The sequence below is a fragment of the Pontibacter silvestris genome (assembly GCF_020907275.1).
GTDB lineage: Bacteria > Bacteroidota > Bacteroidia > Cytophagales > Hymenobacteraceae > Pontibacter > Pontibacter silvestris.
This window is the reverse complement of record NZ_JAJJWI010000019.1, coordinates 1-16,490: the sequence shown is the minus strand read 5'-3', so window position 1 is coordinate 16,490 and position 16,490 is coordinate 1. Positions and strand designations below refer to the sequence as shown.

Sequence of the window (16,490 nt, the reverse complement as noted above, 5' to 3'; positions counted from 1 at the left end):
AGCGTTTTTCATTTTAAGCTAAGAGCTTCGCTACTTTTCTATAATGACCTCTTAATCCCTTCAAAGAAGGTGGTGTATTTAAAGGAACCAAGTTAAAACTAGCTTCAGAATCCGCATTTATGGGGAGGGTTTCTGAGGCTGGTTAAGAGTTATTTCCACGTATCGAACTTAAATACTAGCTATTTTACTACCTAAAGAACAAAGCATCTGTAGCCAAGTTTTCCTTACTTAAGGTAAAGGCACTGCTATCCTAAACAGGTGGAATCTTACTTCAGAAGCTCATGTTTCAGGAAAATACTTTATAACAGATACATACATGTTGCGCTGGATAGATGTCATTAAATTTGCTAAATATAGTAATCCGGAACCATATAGAAGACTTGAAAAAACAGATAAAGAATGGAAGCTAAAACTTACACCAGAACAGTATAAGGTAGCGAGACAAAAAGAAACAGAGCCACCATATAGAAATGCCTATTGTCGCTCTTATGAGCCAGGCCTTTACGCCTGTGTTGGCTGCGGCAGCCACTTATTCAACTCTACAGAAAAGTATCATGCCATATCCGGGTGGCCCAGTTTTACTCAACCTGTAACTAAGGGCGCCGTTAAATATGCTTTTGATGATAGCTTTAAGATGAGCAGAATTGAAGTTTTGTGCAATGTTTGTGATTGTCATCTTGGGCATGTTTTCCCTGATGGGCCTGAACCAGGAGGTTTAAGGTATTGTATCAATTCGGAATGTTTAATAAGACTTGACGAGTAAATATGCTTTGCTCTTTCATACTCTATGCTCCTTAAAGCTACAGAGTATAAGAATTTTAACCGGACTAAAACAAATTATCATGCTAGATTCTACTTTAAACTTCGCCTGGTAAACTCTTCCAATAGACAAAATATTGAAAAGCATTCCCCCTTTCAGTGTCAATTGATTTTGTAATTGTGCTTTTACTAAGGCCCATAATTTCACTAACTAACCAAAGGGGAAAGTTTACCTTATAGTAATTGCCTCTCTGTATTTCTAAATTATAAAGGTGTGTTTCGAAATATTTAAATTACAAGATCACAAAAACTTAACGAAACCATAAAGTATGGCAAAGCTTTTGTTAATTAAATTGTACTTAATATTGCATGTAGACGGCTAAAAACAGCCAAGACAGCGATTATTAGAATTAATTATATAATGAAATGGATTTTATAGTAAAAAAAGACGGCATACAGCGAACTTGCAGAATAGTGGATATTTCTGTGTTGCATCAAGGCCAAGAACATGGGCTAGTTTATGTAAATCAAGATGGTTCTACTGGTAACATTTTAGAATCATTTTGCCCGAAGACTGATTCCTGCAGATATGGTACATCCAACTTTGAAATGTTCATGAAAGGCTGGCGCCCATTCGTCTATCAAGACGAGCTAGTGGCAGCATAATGTAAGCCATATTTTAAAGAGAATAGGTAAGGTAGTTATTTTCTTGGGTTTAAGCTGTTCCACAGCTTAAACCCCTAACAGCTTGCAAAGACACAGTTAATTGCAAACTGTTTATTCTCTTTTATGAATAACGATAAGCAAGAAGAGTAAGGTATTAATTGTTATGGTGTATCTCCTGATACTGATGCCGGCTCTCAGCAGTTTCCTGAATGTCAGCTTGTAAAGCCTTGTGCAGTACAACAAAAAAGGTACTTCCCTCACCCTCTGTACTTTTCACTGTGATAGTTCCACCAAGGCTTTCCACGAAGTCCTTGCAAAGCATAAGACCTAAACCAGTCCCTTTTTCTTTAGCTGTTCCAAGGCTGGTAAAGCGTTGTTCAGTAAACAGTTTATTTAAATTGGAAGGTGCTATACCTTTACCATTATCAGTAACGGCTATGGCTACTTTATCTCCAAGGTCTTCTGTATGTATGCTGATTTCTCCGTTGCCATAAGTAAACTTTATAGCATTCATCAGTAAGTTACGCAACACAAAGCTCAGCCTTTCTTTGTCAGCTAAGGCCAGAGCATTGGTGGGCACGGCATTAATAAGTGAAATATTCTTCTGCCGGGCCTGGCTTAACGCAAACTCAATATTTTCTTCAGCGAGGTTATATAAATTTATTGGTTCAAGGTTTATTACAGAGCCTTCCAGTTGCGCCTTAGCCCACACAAACAGATTATGAAGCATTCCCATTGCTACCTCCAATTCCCTGTTAAGCAACCCCATAACCCGCTTTATCTCGTCATCAGACATAGACCTTGATTGGATCAAGCCAAGAACACCCTTAACAGATGAAAAAGGAGCTCTCAAATCATGAGAGATAATAGAGAAAAGCTTATTTTTCATTTGGTTTGTTTCTGCAAGACCTGTATTCTGTATCGAAATAGCTTTGTTTAATTCTCGTAACATCAAAGCATTCTCTTCAATCACAGCATTTTTGGCTGCTAATTCTTTACTGTAGATCTTCGCGTTTAAATAATTTCTATAACACACATAAGCAAGAACAGACAATATAACCAAGCCTAAGCCTACTATAGAAAGTATTAAATAAGTAAACCTTGCTTTATGCTCTGCCTGAAGCACCTGCTTTTCAAAAGCTAGTTGTTCTTCTTGCTTTTTCTTTAATATATCTAGAAACTGAAGGGCAAAAGAGCGTTCTTTGTCATAGATCTGTTTTTGTTGATCAATTAGAACCTCTTGCCACTCTATTACCTTCTCATAGTTTTTCTGATAATTATAAACATTTTTAAGAGTTTCAACTGCCTCAATCTCAAGCTGCATGGCTGAAATTGCATGAGCATCCTGCAAGGCAGATTTAGCCAGTTTTACTGCTTCTTCATAATGTTTCTCCTTACAGGCAACTACAGACAACTTTATTTTAGCAAGAGATAAACCATATTTATCGTTTTTCTGCTCATCTAAAGTTAAGGCATTGCTCAAAAAAACTTTGGCCTTAGGTAGGTTATTCTTCTCCAGGTAAAGGACTCCCAAATAATAATTTGCTTTTTTTAATCCATAACCATAAGCTACTTCCTTACTTTCTCGAAGGGCTTCGGAAAAATACTTTTCTGCTGTAACATAATCTTTTTGTTGCAGCTTAATACGGCCAAGATAGTTCTCTATATTTACTAAATCATCTCTGCGGTTTAAGATTTTATAGTTCGCCATTGCCTCTTTAAAAAGCTTCTCAGCCTCTGTTAGATCATTCCCATCCATCAAGGCTTTGGCAATCTGCTGGTTTGCCCGGGCAACATTAAACGTGTCATCTATTGCTTTACTCAACTCTAAAGACTTATAGTAGAGAGGCAGGGCATTTTTGGAATACCCATTTTGTTCATAGATACCGGCTTCGTACAGGTAGTTAGTAGCAGTTCCCTTTTTATAATTATTTGCTACAGATAATCTTGCTGCATCATCAAGAAGCTTGAGAGCTTTATCTATATCATTACGCTTTGATACAAAAGCTAACTCGTTCAAAGAATCAATTTTATGATAAACAGCTACGTCTGCATCACTTTTATCCTTGAAAAAATGTTGTGCTAAGACAGCTTCTGATGTAATTATGAAGCTAAAGAGAAATGTTAGAAACGAAACAGGTAATTTCATGCAAAGATTATCAATGTACTGAGGCTATATTAATACTAAACATATCCCCTCTTTTTCTAGCTATATTTGGGTAGTACAGGAGTTAATTATTCAAAACAACCAAGCCACAATAATAGTATTTTTTTTACATTATCCCACTTATACAATGTTAAATATAATATTATTTTAACTTAACCAAATAGAAGCTTTACTTAGATTATCCTCCGTTCAAACATTTTTTTGATAAAAAACGGCATGTGTTATCCAAGACCGAACTTAACATTTCATCATCGCTTTTAGCAATTTGTAAATAACAACCAGAAGTAGAAAAGTATCCGTTATGGTGATCGTGAAAGGAGCACTATCATGAGTTTAATATTATCCTTCTTTGAAGTTAAAGCTTACATAAGGGGGGTTTATTCTGTTATAAAAAGCAAGCTTTATGTAAAGCAAAAGCCGCCTACTTGTTATAATTAAGAGGCGGCTTTTGTAATTAAAATAAATTGAAAGTTATCTATGCTGCTTTAGCATTAAACCGAAGAAGCACAGCTAGATCTTAGTTAGACTATTTACAAGTATAACTTACTATATTTTACCTGCTTCAAATACCTTTACAACCCCATCATCTTCGGAACTTACTATTAAAAGGCTCTTTTTATTTGGACTTTCAGCAGCAGCAATAAAAATAATACCTTCGGGAGCATCACCAGTTTTCAACACCTGTAGAAATTGAGGCTGATTAGGATTAGTAACATCATACAAAAGAACGGCATCAGCTCTCTCTGAACCTATAAAAGCAATTGTCTGGTTATTTACTACCCCTACGGTAACCCCCTCAGGCTCTGCTCCTTTATCATCGCTTCTATCATCCGGGTAAACTATTGCTTCAGCCAACTTTTTCTCAATTTCGTTACCGCTATCATAAACCTGAACACCTGTTGCTCCCTGCCAGATACTAAAGGAACGGGTACCAAAAGAATATAACTCATCGTAATCGCCATCACTGTCAATATCGCCTAAGGTAGTGGTAACTTTTAAGCGCCCCAGGTTTAGGTCTTTCTGCAGCTCTGCTGCATTCGGAAAAGCATTTGAATCTAGTGGCAGTTTCTTAACCCTAGCTTCTTCTTCAAATGCATTATATTCACGCGCATCTCCTTCATTTGCTGTAATTATATAGTCTGTACCATTTACAGAAAAAGAAGCCAAAGCATCAGGAAGGTATATTCCCTTTACTGGCCATGTAGCAAAAGCAACAGCATTATCTTCATCACTAACATCAAATTCATTACCATTAAGGGAATGATCTTTAAAACCCAAAGGCACAACTGAAGTAACAGACTTTGTCTCTAAATCAATTTTTGCTATGGCATTGTTTTCCTGCAAAGTTACCCAAGCTGTTTTTGAGTCTTCAGACACTGTGATATATTCAGGTTCAACATCCATAGCTAATGTAGCATTAGGGCCAAATACTCTTAGTCCTTTAGCTTCCAGATCAGCCTGAGAGTTATTGAACGCAGTAAACTCAAGCGTTACGACATTGTAATTGTCAATTGCCGAAATAATGGAAACAGATCCATTGGGGTCAACAGTATAATCGCTGTTAGGCTCACCCTCATTTGCAGAAAGAATGTAGGTGCCATCAGGGCTAAAAGTTACCATATCAGGCAGCGCACCTACAGGCACTAGTTTCAGCAGATCGTAAGTCTTGGTATTGAAAAGGGCTACTTTACCATTATCTTGCTTTATATTAGCTTCTACAGCAGCAGCCAGAATACCATTTTTCACAGCCACGCTGTTAACACCGCCTCCATAAGGTGTTATATCAATGCTTTGAATAAATTCGGGAGTAGCAGGATTTTGCACATCAATAACATCCACCCGGGAGTTAACTGCATTGTTTACAACAAACAGCCTTTTTGTACTGGGGTCATAGGCACTGATTTCTGCAGCACCTGCACCACCCTCTAAATGAATCTCGCCTATTTCTGAAAAGCCTGCAGGATCTTCTGTTGGAAAAGGTACAGTCACATCTTCGTCTTCACGACAGGCCGACATAGTTAAAATAAATCCGAGGCCGAAAAAAAGTAGCTTTTTGTTCATAGTTATTCTTATATCTTTATTTGTTTATAAAGACTAAGAAAAACCTCCATTATAACATCTGAGTAACCTTTATGTTATGATAAGATTAAATATGGTCTAAGCAGTGCAAAAGGCGCTAAAGAGACTTTATATTGTAGTAAAGATAAATCTTGTTTAAAGCTTTATAACAGTTACAAAGAAAATATGCTTAAACAGGTCTACATCATTCAAGAAAAACAAAGAAGCCCCTGTTTATTAAGCTTCCCTCTTTATAAGAGTATCTAATATCAACTCCCATAAATGCTCGTAAGGTATAATTTCAATTTCTGCATAAGCATCTCCTGGTGTGGGAGTATCTTTCAGTTTTTCAAAATACTTTTCTCCTTTTGTAGCACAAACCTCCGCATTGAAATCTTCTGTAACAGTAAGCATCAGTAACTTCAGAAAAAGTTTACTTCTAAGGCTAAAGTTGTCTTTAAGATGTGTTAGAATATATTTTTTTAGGCTTTCAATGCGGTACATCAAAGCTTCTGCATCTCCCTTCTTAAGAAAGTAAACGAACTGCAGCACCAGTATAGCAACATTGAAACCTTGTTTATCCTTACTATACTCAGGCAGGGAGATAAAATATGGATTTTTTTTGTTAGCGATGCCAGTTGTACTGTTTGAGTTTACCAAACTAAAGTATGCCTGGTAAAGCACCCACCTCTCCTTGGCTGTATTACCTATTTTACTATAAGCACCATTAGCAAATACCTTCTGGAACAAACTGTCCGCCAACTCATATAACTTTGAGTGAAGGGCTAAAAGGCAATAGTTCTCCATATAGGCAAACCATTTAGAAGTATTAGGGTTGAAGTCTGCTAAAAAACGTTCTGCATATAGTAGTCCATTAATTAAATGTTTGGCTCTTAAATGAGCATATACTATTATAAACTTGTTGTAGCTGTACTCAAACCTTAACAAATTGACCTTACCCTCTTCTACCCATCTCTCAGATTGAACAGTAAGTGTAACAATATTAGCAAAGCTGCCTTCCAATTCATTGTACCAAATATATGCCTTATAATAAGATTCAAAAGCATCAAACGTACCACAGGAATTCCATAAATCTTCCAGTTTATGAAGTATGGAAGGTAACTCTGGTAATAGTTCTTTTCTTGATTTAACTGATTTTTTTAAATTAATGCTTACATATTGAAAAAGAGACACAGCTTCACGCTCATAATTTCTTTTGTCTAAAGCCACAGTTAAATCTTGTTTGGCTGACAGAAAAGGTTTTAATGCTCCTTGTTGAGAGTATGATAAAGTTAAAAGTTCCAGACCTGAGATCAACAAGCTTGTGAAATCATACTGATTTGCAATTGCAATAATCTTCTTTGCTATTGATATAACAAGATCAAGCTCATATTGGCGAAGTAACACATGAGCATGGTGCAACATACTATAACACTCCTGCTCTTTCTGAAAACTAACTTTGGTATTTAGCTTATTATAGTCAATAAAATATAAGTTGTTATAAAGCTTTCTCTTTAAACGATGCTTTAGCATTTTATACCTGACATCATTAGGTCCAGCTTGATAGAGATCTAAAGCAGCATCTGCATCAGTTTTATACTTCCCTTTCTTTATGTTTGAAATCAATACGTCCTCTTTATTCCCCTGCTTCTTATCCTGATAAAGAACACTATTAATGTTTAAACTATATGTTACTAATTTAGATAACCTTTTTAGTTCCTCCATAAGATTAAGTACGATTCACCATCATAAATAGCAACTTGACCATAATTTTAAAAAATACTATGCTTAAAACCAATGTTACTTTTAAGCATAGTATTTCATTTAAGTTACAACTCTAAGGCTTTAACTTTAAATTAACAAATTCAGCATTAAGTTACTTTCTGTAAGTTTAAGATAACGCTTTTATCAGAAACTATGCAATTAATTAATTTAACTATAAGCTGTATTAAAATAGATAAACTTATAGTTTAAATATTTTTAGTTACTTTTGAAGTATAACATTCCTTTCTACATCACCAATAATGTTTCAATTTTGTCTTATTCTTAAACAATTTAAAAGACAAGAAAATGACATCCTTAATCATCTCTATCCTGTTAAACTTAGTCTTATCTGGTAACACTACCACTACATCAGAGACTACTACGAAAGCAACTACTAAAGACAAGGCAACTACTGAGCAAACAATAACAGCTTTCGGCGGTACAGGTACTTGGAATGACGTAGAATAATAGTTTTTAATTGACTCTACACAAAATTAAGCTTTTCCCTATCTTGCCTTTGATTTCAACAGTAGACAAAGGTTAAAGAAGATGCGGAAAATCAATTTACTGGTTTACAGCTTAGCTTTATTTTTATGTTTTTGCAGTAAGCCACAGCGCCAACTCGATGAGGTTCGCGTGCGGCTTACTAAAGAACCAGAAACATTAAACCCTGTCAGTTATTCTGATGCTGAGGGGCTTCAGGTGATAAACCTGCTTTTCCAGAGCCTTTTAGTTGTTGATTTGGCAAGCGATGAGCTTAAACCAGCTTTAGTGGTAGACTTACCTGTTGTAGAAAGGGTTGACTCCTTTACTTATTTCAACTATGAAATAAGAGAGGAAGCTACATGGGCTAATGGAAGCCCTGTAACAGCAGCTGATGTGGCCTTTACATTAAAAGTGCTGAAAGCACCATTGGTTAACAATGAAAAATTAAAGCCACAAGTAGAGTTTATCAGTGATATTGTAGTAGATCAAAATAATAACAGAAAGTTCAAGCTCAAGTGTGAAGGCTTTATGCCTGAAATGGAGCTTTTAACAGGTGACTTCTTTATATTGCCAGCTTACCTGTTTGACCAAGAAAGATTATTAGAGCCGATTACTGTTGCTTCTTTAGAAGAAAATACTACCACGCTAGAAAACAACCAGAGAATTAAAGCTTTTGCTGAACATTTCAACAGTTCTGATTTTTCAAGAAATAAAGAACTGTTGCAGGGCAGTGGTGGCTACATACTGGATAGCTGGGTTTCGGGGCAATATTTAACCCTAACGAAAAAGCAAGACTGGTGGGGTAATAAAACAAACACTGATTACCTTTCTGCTAACCCACAGCGCATAAGTTTCCAGATAATACCTGATAACACCACTGCCCTGATGGCTCTGAGAAACAGACAACTGGATGTTCTGGAGAATATTCCGGCTGCTGAATTTCAACAGTTAAAACAGGATGAGACATTTCTGCAGGATTATGCACTTTACACTCCCTCCTCCTACGAATTTGTTTATGTTGGCTTAAACAGCCGCCTACCCAAATTAGCTGATAAGCACACGCGGCAGGCTATTGCACACTTGCTTGACGTAGATAATATGATTAAAGTGTCTCAGCAAAGTTATGCAACCCCGACCGTAGGCCCCGTACCCCCAACCATAAAAGAGTTTTACAACACAAGCATTCAGCCCTACAGCTATAATGTACAACAGGCCAAAGAACTCCTGCAAACTGCTGGTTGGGAAAACAGAACCGATGGCTGGTACAAAAAAATAAATGGACAGCAAGAAAAGCTTACCCTGACCGTAAGTTATAAGGCTGGTAATACAGTGTTTGAAAATGCAGCTCTTATTTTTCAGCAGAGTGCAGCCGAAGCAGGTATCCCTGTAATTTTACAGGCCCAAGAAGGAAGTTTATTTACACTAAAATCTAAATCTCATAATTTTGAAATGTTCTTCCGCTCCCTGTCTGGTAACCCTTTCGTATTTAATTTCAAGCCGCTGTTCCATACTTCTTTTGCTTCTCAGGGAGGCTTTAACTACACAGGATTTGGTAATGCTGAAAGCGACGCTATTTTAGATGAGGTTATAACCACACAGGATCAGGCACAAAAGGCTCAACTTTTAAGGAGGTTACAGGAAATACTTCTTGATGAAGCTACTTTTCTGTCTTTATACTATCAGCAGGAACGCCTGGCTATAAGCAAACGGTTCGGAAACATTAAAACTTCCGGCATCAACCCTAATTATGATGTAAGTGCTTTCACATTAAAAGAATAGCACAACCCAATGCATTATTACCTGCTAAAGCGATTTATAACAGCGCTGCCAACATTATGGCTGCTCATATCACTGGTGTTTTTACTGAGCAGGATGTTGCCAGGAAGCTTCAGTTCTGCCCGAATTTTAGACGATAACGCAGGCTTTTATAGTAAAGCAAATGCTGAAAGTAGAGAGAAAGCTTATAGAGATTATCTTCATAAAACAAGTCAGGATCTGCCACTGTTCTACTTTAGTATAAATGCAGCTCCGGAACCTGACTCCCTAAATCTGAAATATTCTGAAAGCGACCGGCAACAGCTTAAACGTTTGGCTTGGCACTATGGAAGCCAGAATATCGTGTCTGAATATTTCAATAACTTACAACAGGTCGAGAACCAACTTTCCAGCAATAAAAAACAAAGGCTACAAAACGAGCTAATGGTTTTGCATACGAGCATTTCTTCTCATGATCTTGTTTCATCAGCACAAAAAGTTGCGGAAGCATCTTCTACAACAGCTGCAAGCGCTTTAGAGAAGAAGACCATACAATTAGTAAAGCAACAAAATCCATATAGTTTTATGCTGCCTGCTTTGCATTGGCATGGTCTCAAGAATCAGTATCATCAGTGGTTAAGTCAGTTACTTCAGGGCAACTTTGGATATTCTTATCGTAATAACAGAGCTGTTACAGAGGTACTTGCTGAAGCAATAGGAAATACCTGGTGGCTAATCTCTATCAGTATCTGTTTGGCATTTATCATAGCATTAGAATTAAGTTTGCTCATGATTCAGCATCCGCATAGCAGATGGAAGAAATTTACTTTATCAATTCTTTTCACACTAGATAGTATACCGCTATTTGTGCTGGCACTTTTACTTTTAGTATTATTCGCCTCTCCCTTCTTTTTACAGCTCTTTCCAGTTTATGGCATGGGATTTTATGGCTCAGAGCCTAACAATATATTTTATGCAATTGCTAATCAAGCACCATTTATGGTTTTACCGATCGTTTGCCTCGTGCTTTCGGTACTCCCTTATCTTACAAATCAAATTTACAGGGCTTTATCAGATGCAGCACAGGCTAATTATACAAAAACAGCCAGGGCAAAAGGACTTTCTTTTAGAAAGATAGTAAGAACACACATACTACGTAATGCTTTACTACCCATTATTACACTGCTCTCTGACATGCTGCCTTCCTTAGCAGCAGGGGCCATTATTGTTGAAACAATCTTTGCAATTCCAGGCATAGGAAGTATGGCAATCACAGCTGTACAGTCGAGAGATTATCCGGTGATTGTTGCTATTGTGTTAGTAATCGCTATTTTTAAAGTATTGTCAAACCTGCTGGCTGATTTCTGTTATGCACTCGCAGATCCTCGTATTCGCTACTCTACCTCATGAATGCCTGGCTCAAAGACATACATACCATATGGCAAACCAAATTTGGCTTCAGAGCAGCACTAATTTACCTGCTGAGTTTTATTGTTATTTCGCTGCTATTGCCATTCCTGCCTTTGCCTTACCAGCCGAATGTGTTAGATCTAGAACACATTTTCCAGCCTCCTTTTAACAATTTTACTACTAGCACATCAGTGTCTCATTGGCTGGGTACTGACGGGCTAGGACGTGATGTGTTTTCTAACATGTTATATGGGGGGCGTACTGCGTTATTTATTAGTCTACCTGTTATGGTGATTTCTACCATCATTGGAATTACCCTAGGGCTGAATGCAGGGTATTATGGTGATAAGATGTTAAAGATAAGTCGTGCCTCTGTAATCGTGCTTTTCATAGCTCTTGCTTGCTCTCTTTATTATGGCTTGCACATTCCTCTTCAGGCAATAGAGGTAAAGCTAGAACTACAGATTGTAGCCCTTTGTTATATCATGCTAGGGCTTCTCCTGATGTTTCTTTTTCTCCTGCTCCACCCGCTACTGAAAAAGTTCATGGTTTTTCAGAAAGTTTTTGCGCTTCCACTTGATACTATTATTATCCGTTTGACAGAAGTTTTAACAAGCATTCCACGTTTAATATTTATACTGGCTCTTGCGTCGTTCGTACCACCTTCCATTACGTTACTTTCTGGCATTCTAGTTCTTACTTACTGGACAGGTACTGCACGTTTAGCACGTGCAGAAGTGTTCCGTTTAAAGGAGATATTGTATGTAGAGGCAGGTGTTAGCCTAGGCTTTAAAGACAGACGACTACTATGGAAGCATGTACTTCCTAATATGCTTAGCCCTATTGTAGTAGCTTTTACCTTCGGACTAGCAAGTCTTATGACACTGGAATCTACCTTATCTTTTTTAGGAATAGGGGTGCCAACAACATTGGTTAGCTGGGGAAGAACTATTTCTGGTATTCGCTCCAATACATCAGCATGGTGGTTAGTTGTTTTTCCAGGGGCCTTTTTAGGTGTAACAGTTTTAGCTTTACAAGTATTTAGCTACTATATTTTATCCTCTTTTAAAGAAAAAAAGCAAATGTAAAATGTTACCTATCGTTACTATAATTCCCAATATAGAACTATAAGAACTTTGACATGATGACATTAACAAAGTATTTTCAAAATAAAAACATACTTTTTATTAGTACATGTAAGTACACTACATACAGATGCTATGTTACTTTCTAGTTGTAATGTTCCTGTTATGCAAGTATAAGAGTTTGTAACATTGTATAGACTTAGAACCTAAACTACCTGCACATGAACAAACTTACCACATTAACACAATTGGCTCCACCCCAAGCTAATAGTGTTGATGCATTGACAACATCACCACCTACTCTACCAGTAGTTTCTGAAGAAGAGTTTCTTAACTTTTCTACTATAGATGGAAACATTGTTCCGCAACTTGCAGGAGCGAGCGCAGTAAGCAATGGTGCGGGTGTGTTTATAGGCGATTATTTTGTAGGTATGGCAGATAACTTTTTAACCTACTCCAATTTAGCAATTATACAGTACTAGACTTTTATAATCTTCTACTATAATTTCTCCTAAGAAAAAATTTAAAGAATATTTTGTTGGTTGTTTGTGTTTAGATTAGGCAACTAGCCCTGTAGCCCCCACTACAGGGCTTTTGTTTTAATCCACTAGTACTTCATTTAAAAGCCATTCTAAAGCCTCATCTCGTTCATAAAAGCTGTGAATATTAAACTTAAAACTCTTGTTGTGATGCACATACTGCACTAAATCTCCAACTACAGCTTGTGTAAAAAGATCGGGCTCCGTAATACGAGCAAATTTTATTACCTGTGTCTCATTTAGCTTAGGGAAAAAGTGCTTTTTTAACCATGTCTGGTCTTTTGCCCGAAATGGGTTCAGCCTTTTCGCATCTATCAAGAAAAACTTTACCTGATCTTCTTTTAGCACTTCTATTATGTGGCTTAGCGCAACCTGAAACTGATCCGAAGAAACAGCACCATGCCAGATTAGCTCTACTAAACCTACGGGTTTACTATACCTAATAGTATAGTTATCATCACCAGAATGAAATAACATAATGTAAACTCTAGAACCTAAGAATCATCCCTTACGCTATATTTAACAAAAAGTTTACAGACCTTCTTAAATTAGTTTTCTAACCTTCTACATAAAGGCATCAATAATTTTGGTACATCATGTTCAAAAGATTTACTTGTAACAATCAAACTAATATAGCCCTCCACAACAAGTAGGCAATCTACTACTTGTTGTGGAGGGCTATATTATTATCGTCTAAAGCTTCTGAAACTATTTTCTATTAAAGAAAAATTCTTCATAACCAATAAGAAGATCAGCCCGTGATCCGGGTGGGCGATAATAGATTAAAATATCATAGGTATTGTCAGTTTCAAAATGACTGCCCTCAAAGTAGCTTTCATCGGCTGCTGCACCAGAAGCAGGTTTAAAGGTATAATAGTAGTTATAATATCCTTGTTTTAGAAGCATGCGGCCCACATAAGCTTGCCGATCGTTGTCATACAGCATTTGTGCAGCATCTGTTAACTGCCAATCAGTTAAAGCTCCTTCAATAAACACATTGCCTGGCACCTCATCTGTTATAAGCTCGAAGTTAACCCATGTATAGTCTGCATTAACAATACCGTTACCATATTCTCTGTTATTAAAAATGCGTTTACCGTTTATATCGGGCTGTTGGCTATACACATTATTCTGCCTATTTTTATCAGGCTCCAGCTTTACTTCAATAGGGCTAGCCTCTAAGTTAATGCCTACCACACCGACAGCATTATACCGGATACTTCTGGTGTCGAACGCACGAAACTCACTTAGGCCGAGGAACAGGTCTTTCTCATCAAAGAAAATGTACTCCAGCCGACGCTGATCATCCCTTACATAGGTAGGCTTATAGCTTTTAGCATTGTCCCATCTGTGATTCTGGCGCATGATAGCCTTTACCTCCTGCGATGGATTTATAATCGGATAATCCTGATAAAACACATTGAATTCTACAGGTTGTCTGACAAAGCGCCCGGCAGGGCCTGTAGTTGTACTAAGCCTAGCTGTTACACTCACAGTATTCTGATACACAAGTAAACGCCTTGTCAGCAAAAGATTACCTCCTTCTTCCTGCACTATCAACAGATAGTTTCCGCTTAGTTTCACTTGCGGTACCTCAAACTGGTAATGCACATAAGGTACTTTGGTGTTAACCGAATTCTGTACATCTGTTATGTAAAACTCATTGAAATTATTCAGAAACTGAGATTCAATAAGGCCTGAAGGAGTCCAGTCCGCATTACAATGTTGCAGCTTAACAATCAGGCGTTGTGGACCAGAATTCAACCTGTCAAACTCCAGTATTATTGGTTTCTCCTGGCTAAGAGGCACAACAGGCGGCTCTAGTACTTCTTCATTATAACCTGTTGCCACATAAGTCTGTACTGATTGAATACTGCTGTTATAGATATAGTCGTCGTAACGCAATTTATTTGATGCTGAACTCCCTGTACTGCTCTGTGCCTGTTGCTCTACCGGCACACAGGAATAAGTACCATAAGCAACTAGGACAATCAGCAGATAGTTATAAAATGTTTTATTTATCATCAAAAGAAAATTAAATTGGCTCTATTTATGGCTTATAAAGTTACTTAAAAGCGTAAAGGTACTAAGTACAAAGGTTGTGGCAAGCTTAATTAATTCTGTTTATGAATGAGATGTAGCTAAGATAGTTCTCGTGGCAATTGAGCATGGCTGATATAACACTCCCTTGAATCTAAAAAAAATTACATACTCCTCTGAAAGTCATTAAAGTAGTAATTCAGGAGGCATACTGTACAAGACATACACCTGCTGTTCCGACTGCAAGACATAAAGCATTATTGCACCTTATTAAGCCTTACATAAAGTTCTTACTATAAACACCTGCCTTGTTAATAGCTTTTAATCTGGAAGATTCCGTAGTGGCTTCAGTTGGTAAAATAACTCTGGAAAGTATCATCAGCCTAAAGAAAAACAGGCAGTATACTAATTGAAACTATAGTCGACATCAATCCTGTAAATAAGATTAATCCATTAAAGTAAGAATATTTATTCCTCCCGATAAAGTTCTTTGCACAGGACATCTGGAAGAGATAATTTCCAGTCGTTTGCGCTGCTCAGAGCTAAGGTCTCCTACAAGTTTAAGCTTTTTTGTGATATGGGAGACTTTAGACTTGTTATCATCTTCACAGGTCAGGCAATCCTGCATGTAAACTCGCTCATGGTTCAGCCTTACCTCTGCCCGCTCCAGGGGCCAGTGCTTTCGTTGCGCATACATATGTAATGTAATAACAGTACAGGCTCCTAAAGCACACATTATGTAATCATAGGGGTCAGGAGAGAGTTTTAAACCTTCTGCCATTCCCGACTCATCTATCACTATTTTCTGGTCGCCTATCTGAATATTTGCTACCATACCTGCAGTACTGTCTGCACTGGCTGTAACGTAGCTTAGTATTTCGTTACTCTCCATTTTGTCTGTTATGTTGGGTGCTGCTTAGGAGGTAGGGTAGCTTTTAATAAAGCTACCCTACCTCTTCTCCTCTATTATTTGTAATATGTATAAGTATGTTTAAAATAAAATGTTTCCTGAATCCTTTATTTAACATAATATTCGGAATATTAAAACTAATACCCTATTCTAAAAGCGAAGCAGAAAAGTGGTACCCTCTCCCAGCTCTGAATGAACTGAAACAGTACCTGTGTACAGGCGCATAATTTGCCTTGACCAGCTAAGGCTAATTCCAGAACCTGTTGTCTTAGTAGTATAAAACGGGACAAAGGTCTCAGCAATGGCCTCCGCTGTCATGCCAGTTCCATTATCAGTCACCTTTATACTTACTCTACTACGTCCATCAAGATAAGCATGGAGTGTGATAAAAGGCTCTACCTTTTCCTGTAAGGTCTATGTGGCATTCTTAATCAAGTTAATTAGCAAGTAGTTGCTCACGCATCAACGGTTTAACTTCCTTTAAAAGCTCCGCCACATCGAACTTTGTCAACTGCGGTACTACAATGGATGTAGGGTTACGAAAATCAGTCACAAAACGAATAAAGCCGTCGCTGCGTCGGCTTATTGTTTGCAGGCACTGCCTTACATCTGCTATTTCCTCCCGCAAAAAAACAAGTATGGGACATAGCCTACCCGAATGATGTATTTAAGGCTGTGGTCTAGAATGTATGATATTGGAATAAGTATGGCAGCAAGGGTATTCATAGGAAGTTATGTGCGAGATAACTATCCAGGTAAACTGCCCCTACTGCCACAGTATGAAGGTCATCAAAAACGGGGTAAAGCGCACGAGCAGGCAGAACTTTCTGTGCCGAGGCTGCGGCAAACAG

The 16,490-nt window shown here is 37.6% G+C and carries 15 protein-coding genes; 7 read left to right on the top strand and 8 right to left on the bottom strand.

All coding sequences use genetic code 11. From position 1 onward, the window contains the following. Positions 1-316: 316 nt before the first annotated feature. On the top strand, positions 317-763 hold the full coding sequence (msrB, locus tag LN995_RS16230; RefSeq protein ID WP_229962136.1) for a peptide-methionine (R)-S-oxide reductase MsrB: 447 nt from the start codon (positions 317-319) through the stop codon (positions 761-763). Positions 764-1,579: 816 nt separating this feature from the next. Here msrB and LN995_RS16225 read toward each other — a convergent pair. The 3 genes from LN995_RS16225 to LN995_RS16215 form a co-directional block, all read right to left on the bottom strand. Further along, complete coding sequence (locus tag LN995_RS16225; RefSeq protein ID WP_229962135.1) at positions 1,580-3,445, bottom strand: tetratricopeptide repeat-containing sensor histidine kinase; 1,866 nt, start codon at positions 3,443-3,445, stop codon at positions 1,580-1,582. 693 nt (positions 3,446-4,138) lie between these two features. After that, on the bottom strand, positions 4,139-5,653 hold the full coding sequence (locus tag LN995_RS16220) for a choice-of-anchor I family protein (RefSeq protein ID WP_229962134.1): 1,515 nt from the start codon (positions 5,651-5,653) through the stop codon (positions 4,139-4,141). 234 nt (positions 5,654-5,887) lie between these two features. Further along, entirely contained in the window at positions 5,888-7,375 is a 1,488-nt protein-coding gene (locus LN995_RS16215) for a hypothetical protein (RefSeq protein WP_229962133.1), read from the bottom strand. 345 nt (positions 7,376-7,720) lie between these two features. Here LN995_RS16215 and LN995_RS16210 point away from each other — a divergent pair, with 345 nt between their 5' ends. From LN995_RS16210 to LN995_RS16190, 5 genes are all read left to right on the top strand, one after another. Continuing rightward, positions 7,721-7,882, top strand: coding sequence for a hypothetical protein (locus tag LN995_RS16210; protein ID WP_229962132.1), 162 nt, complete (start codon positions 7,721-7,723; stop codon positions 7,880-7,882). 81 nt (positions 7,883-7,963) lie between these two features. Continuing rightward, positions 7,964-9,679: an ABC transporter substrate-binding protein gene (locus tag LN995_RS16205; protein ID WP_229962131.1), complete on the top strand. Its 1,716-nt coding sequence runs from the start codon at positions 7,964-7,966 to the stop codon at positions 9,677-9,679. A gap of 9 nt (positions 9,680-9,688) precedes the next feature. After that, positions 9,689-11,065 carry an ABC transporter permease gene (locus LN995_RS16200; RefSeq protein WP_229962130.1) on the top strand — a complete coding sequence of 459 codons (1,377 nt, stop codon included), beginning with the start codon at positions 9,689-9,691 and terminating at the stop codon, positions 11,063-11,065. Then, a complete protein-coding gene (locus tag LN995_RS16195) occupies positions 11,062-12,153 on the top strand; it encodes an ABC transporter permease (protein ID WP_229962129.1) in 1,092 nt (363 codons plus the stop codon). Before LN995_RS16200 ends, LN995_RS16195 begins: the two co-directional genes overlap by 4 nt. A gap of 218 nt (positions 12,154-12,371) precedes the next feature. Beyond that, entirely contained in the window at positions 12,372-12,632 is a 261-nt protein-coding gene (locus LN995_RS16190) for a hypothetical protein (RefSeq protein WP_229962128.1), read from the top strand. Positions 12,633-12,749: 117 nt separating this feature from the next. Here LN995_RS16190 and LN995_RS16185 read toward each other — a convergent pair whose 3' ends face one another. The 5 genes from LN995_RS16185 to LN995_RS16165 form a co-directional block, all read right to left on the bottom strand. Beyond that, positions 12,750-13,166 (bottom strand): hypothetical protein, encoded by a 417-nt coding sequence (locus tag LN995_RS16185; protein ID WP_229962127.1) that lies wholly within the window; start codon positions 13,164-13,166, stop codon positions 12,750-12,752. 231 nt (positions 13,167-13,397) lie between these two features. Continuing rightward, positions 13,398-14,714, bottom strand: a complete 1,317-nt coding sequence (locus LN995_RS16180; protein WP_229962126.1) for a type IX secretion system plug protein — start codon at positions 14,712-14,714, stop codon at positions 13,398-13,400. 460 nt (positions 14,715-15,174) lie between these two features. Further along, a complete protein-coding gene (locus LN995_RS16175) occupies positions 15,175-15,621 on the bottom strand; it encodes an OsmC family protein (RefSeq protein ID WP_229962125.1) in 447 nt (148 codons plus the stop codon). Positions 15,622-15,789: 168 nt separating this feature from the next. After that, positions 15,790-15,978 carry an ATP-binding protein gene (locus LN995_RS16170; RefSeq protein ID WP_229962124.1) on the bottom strand — a complete coding sequence of 63 codons (189 nt, stop codon included), beginning with the start codon at positions 15,976-15,978 and terminating at the stop codon, positions 15,790-15,792. 97 nt (positions 15,979-16,075) lie between these two features. Further along, complete coding sequence (locus LN995_RS16165; RefSeq protein WP_229962123.1) at positions 16,076-16,267, bottom strand: hypothetical protein; 192 nt, start codon at positions 16,265-16,267, stop codon at positions 16,076-16,078. A gap of 106 nt (positions 16,268-16,373) precedes the next feature. Between LN995_RS16165 and LN995_RS22190 the strand changes: the two genes are divergently transcribed. After that, positions 16,374-16,490: transposase-like zinc-binding domain-containing protein (locus tag LN995_RS22190; protein WP_394801836.1), on the top strand; the 117-nt coding region annotated here is incomplete at its 3' end.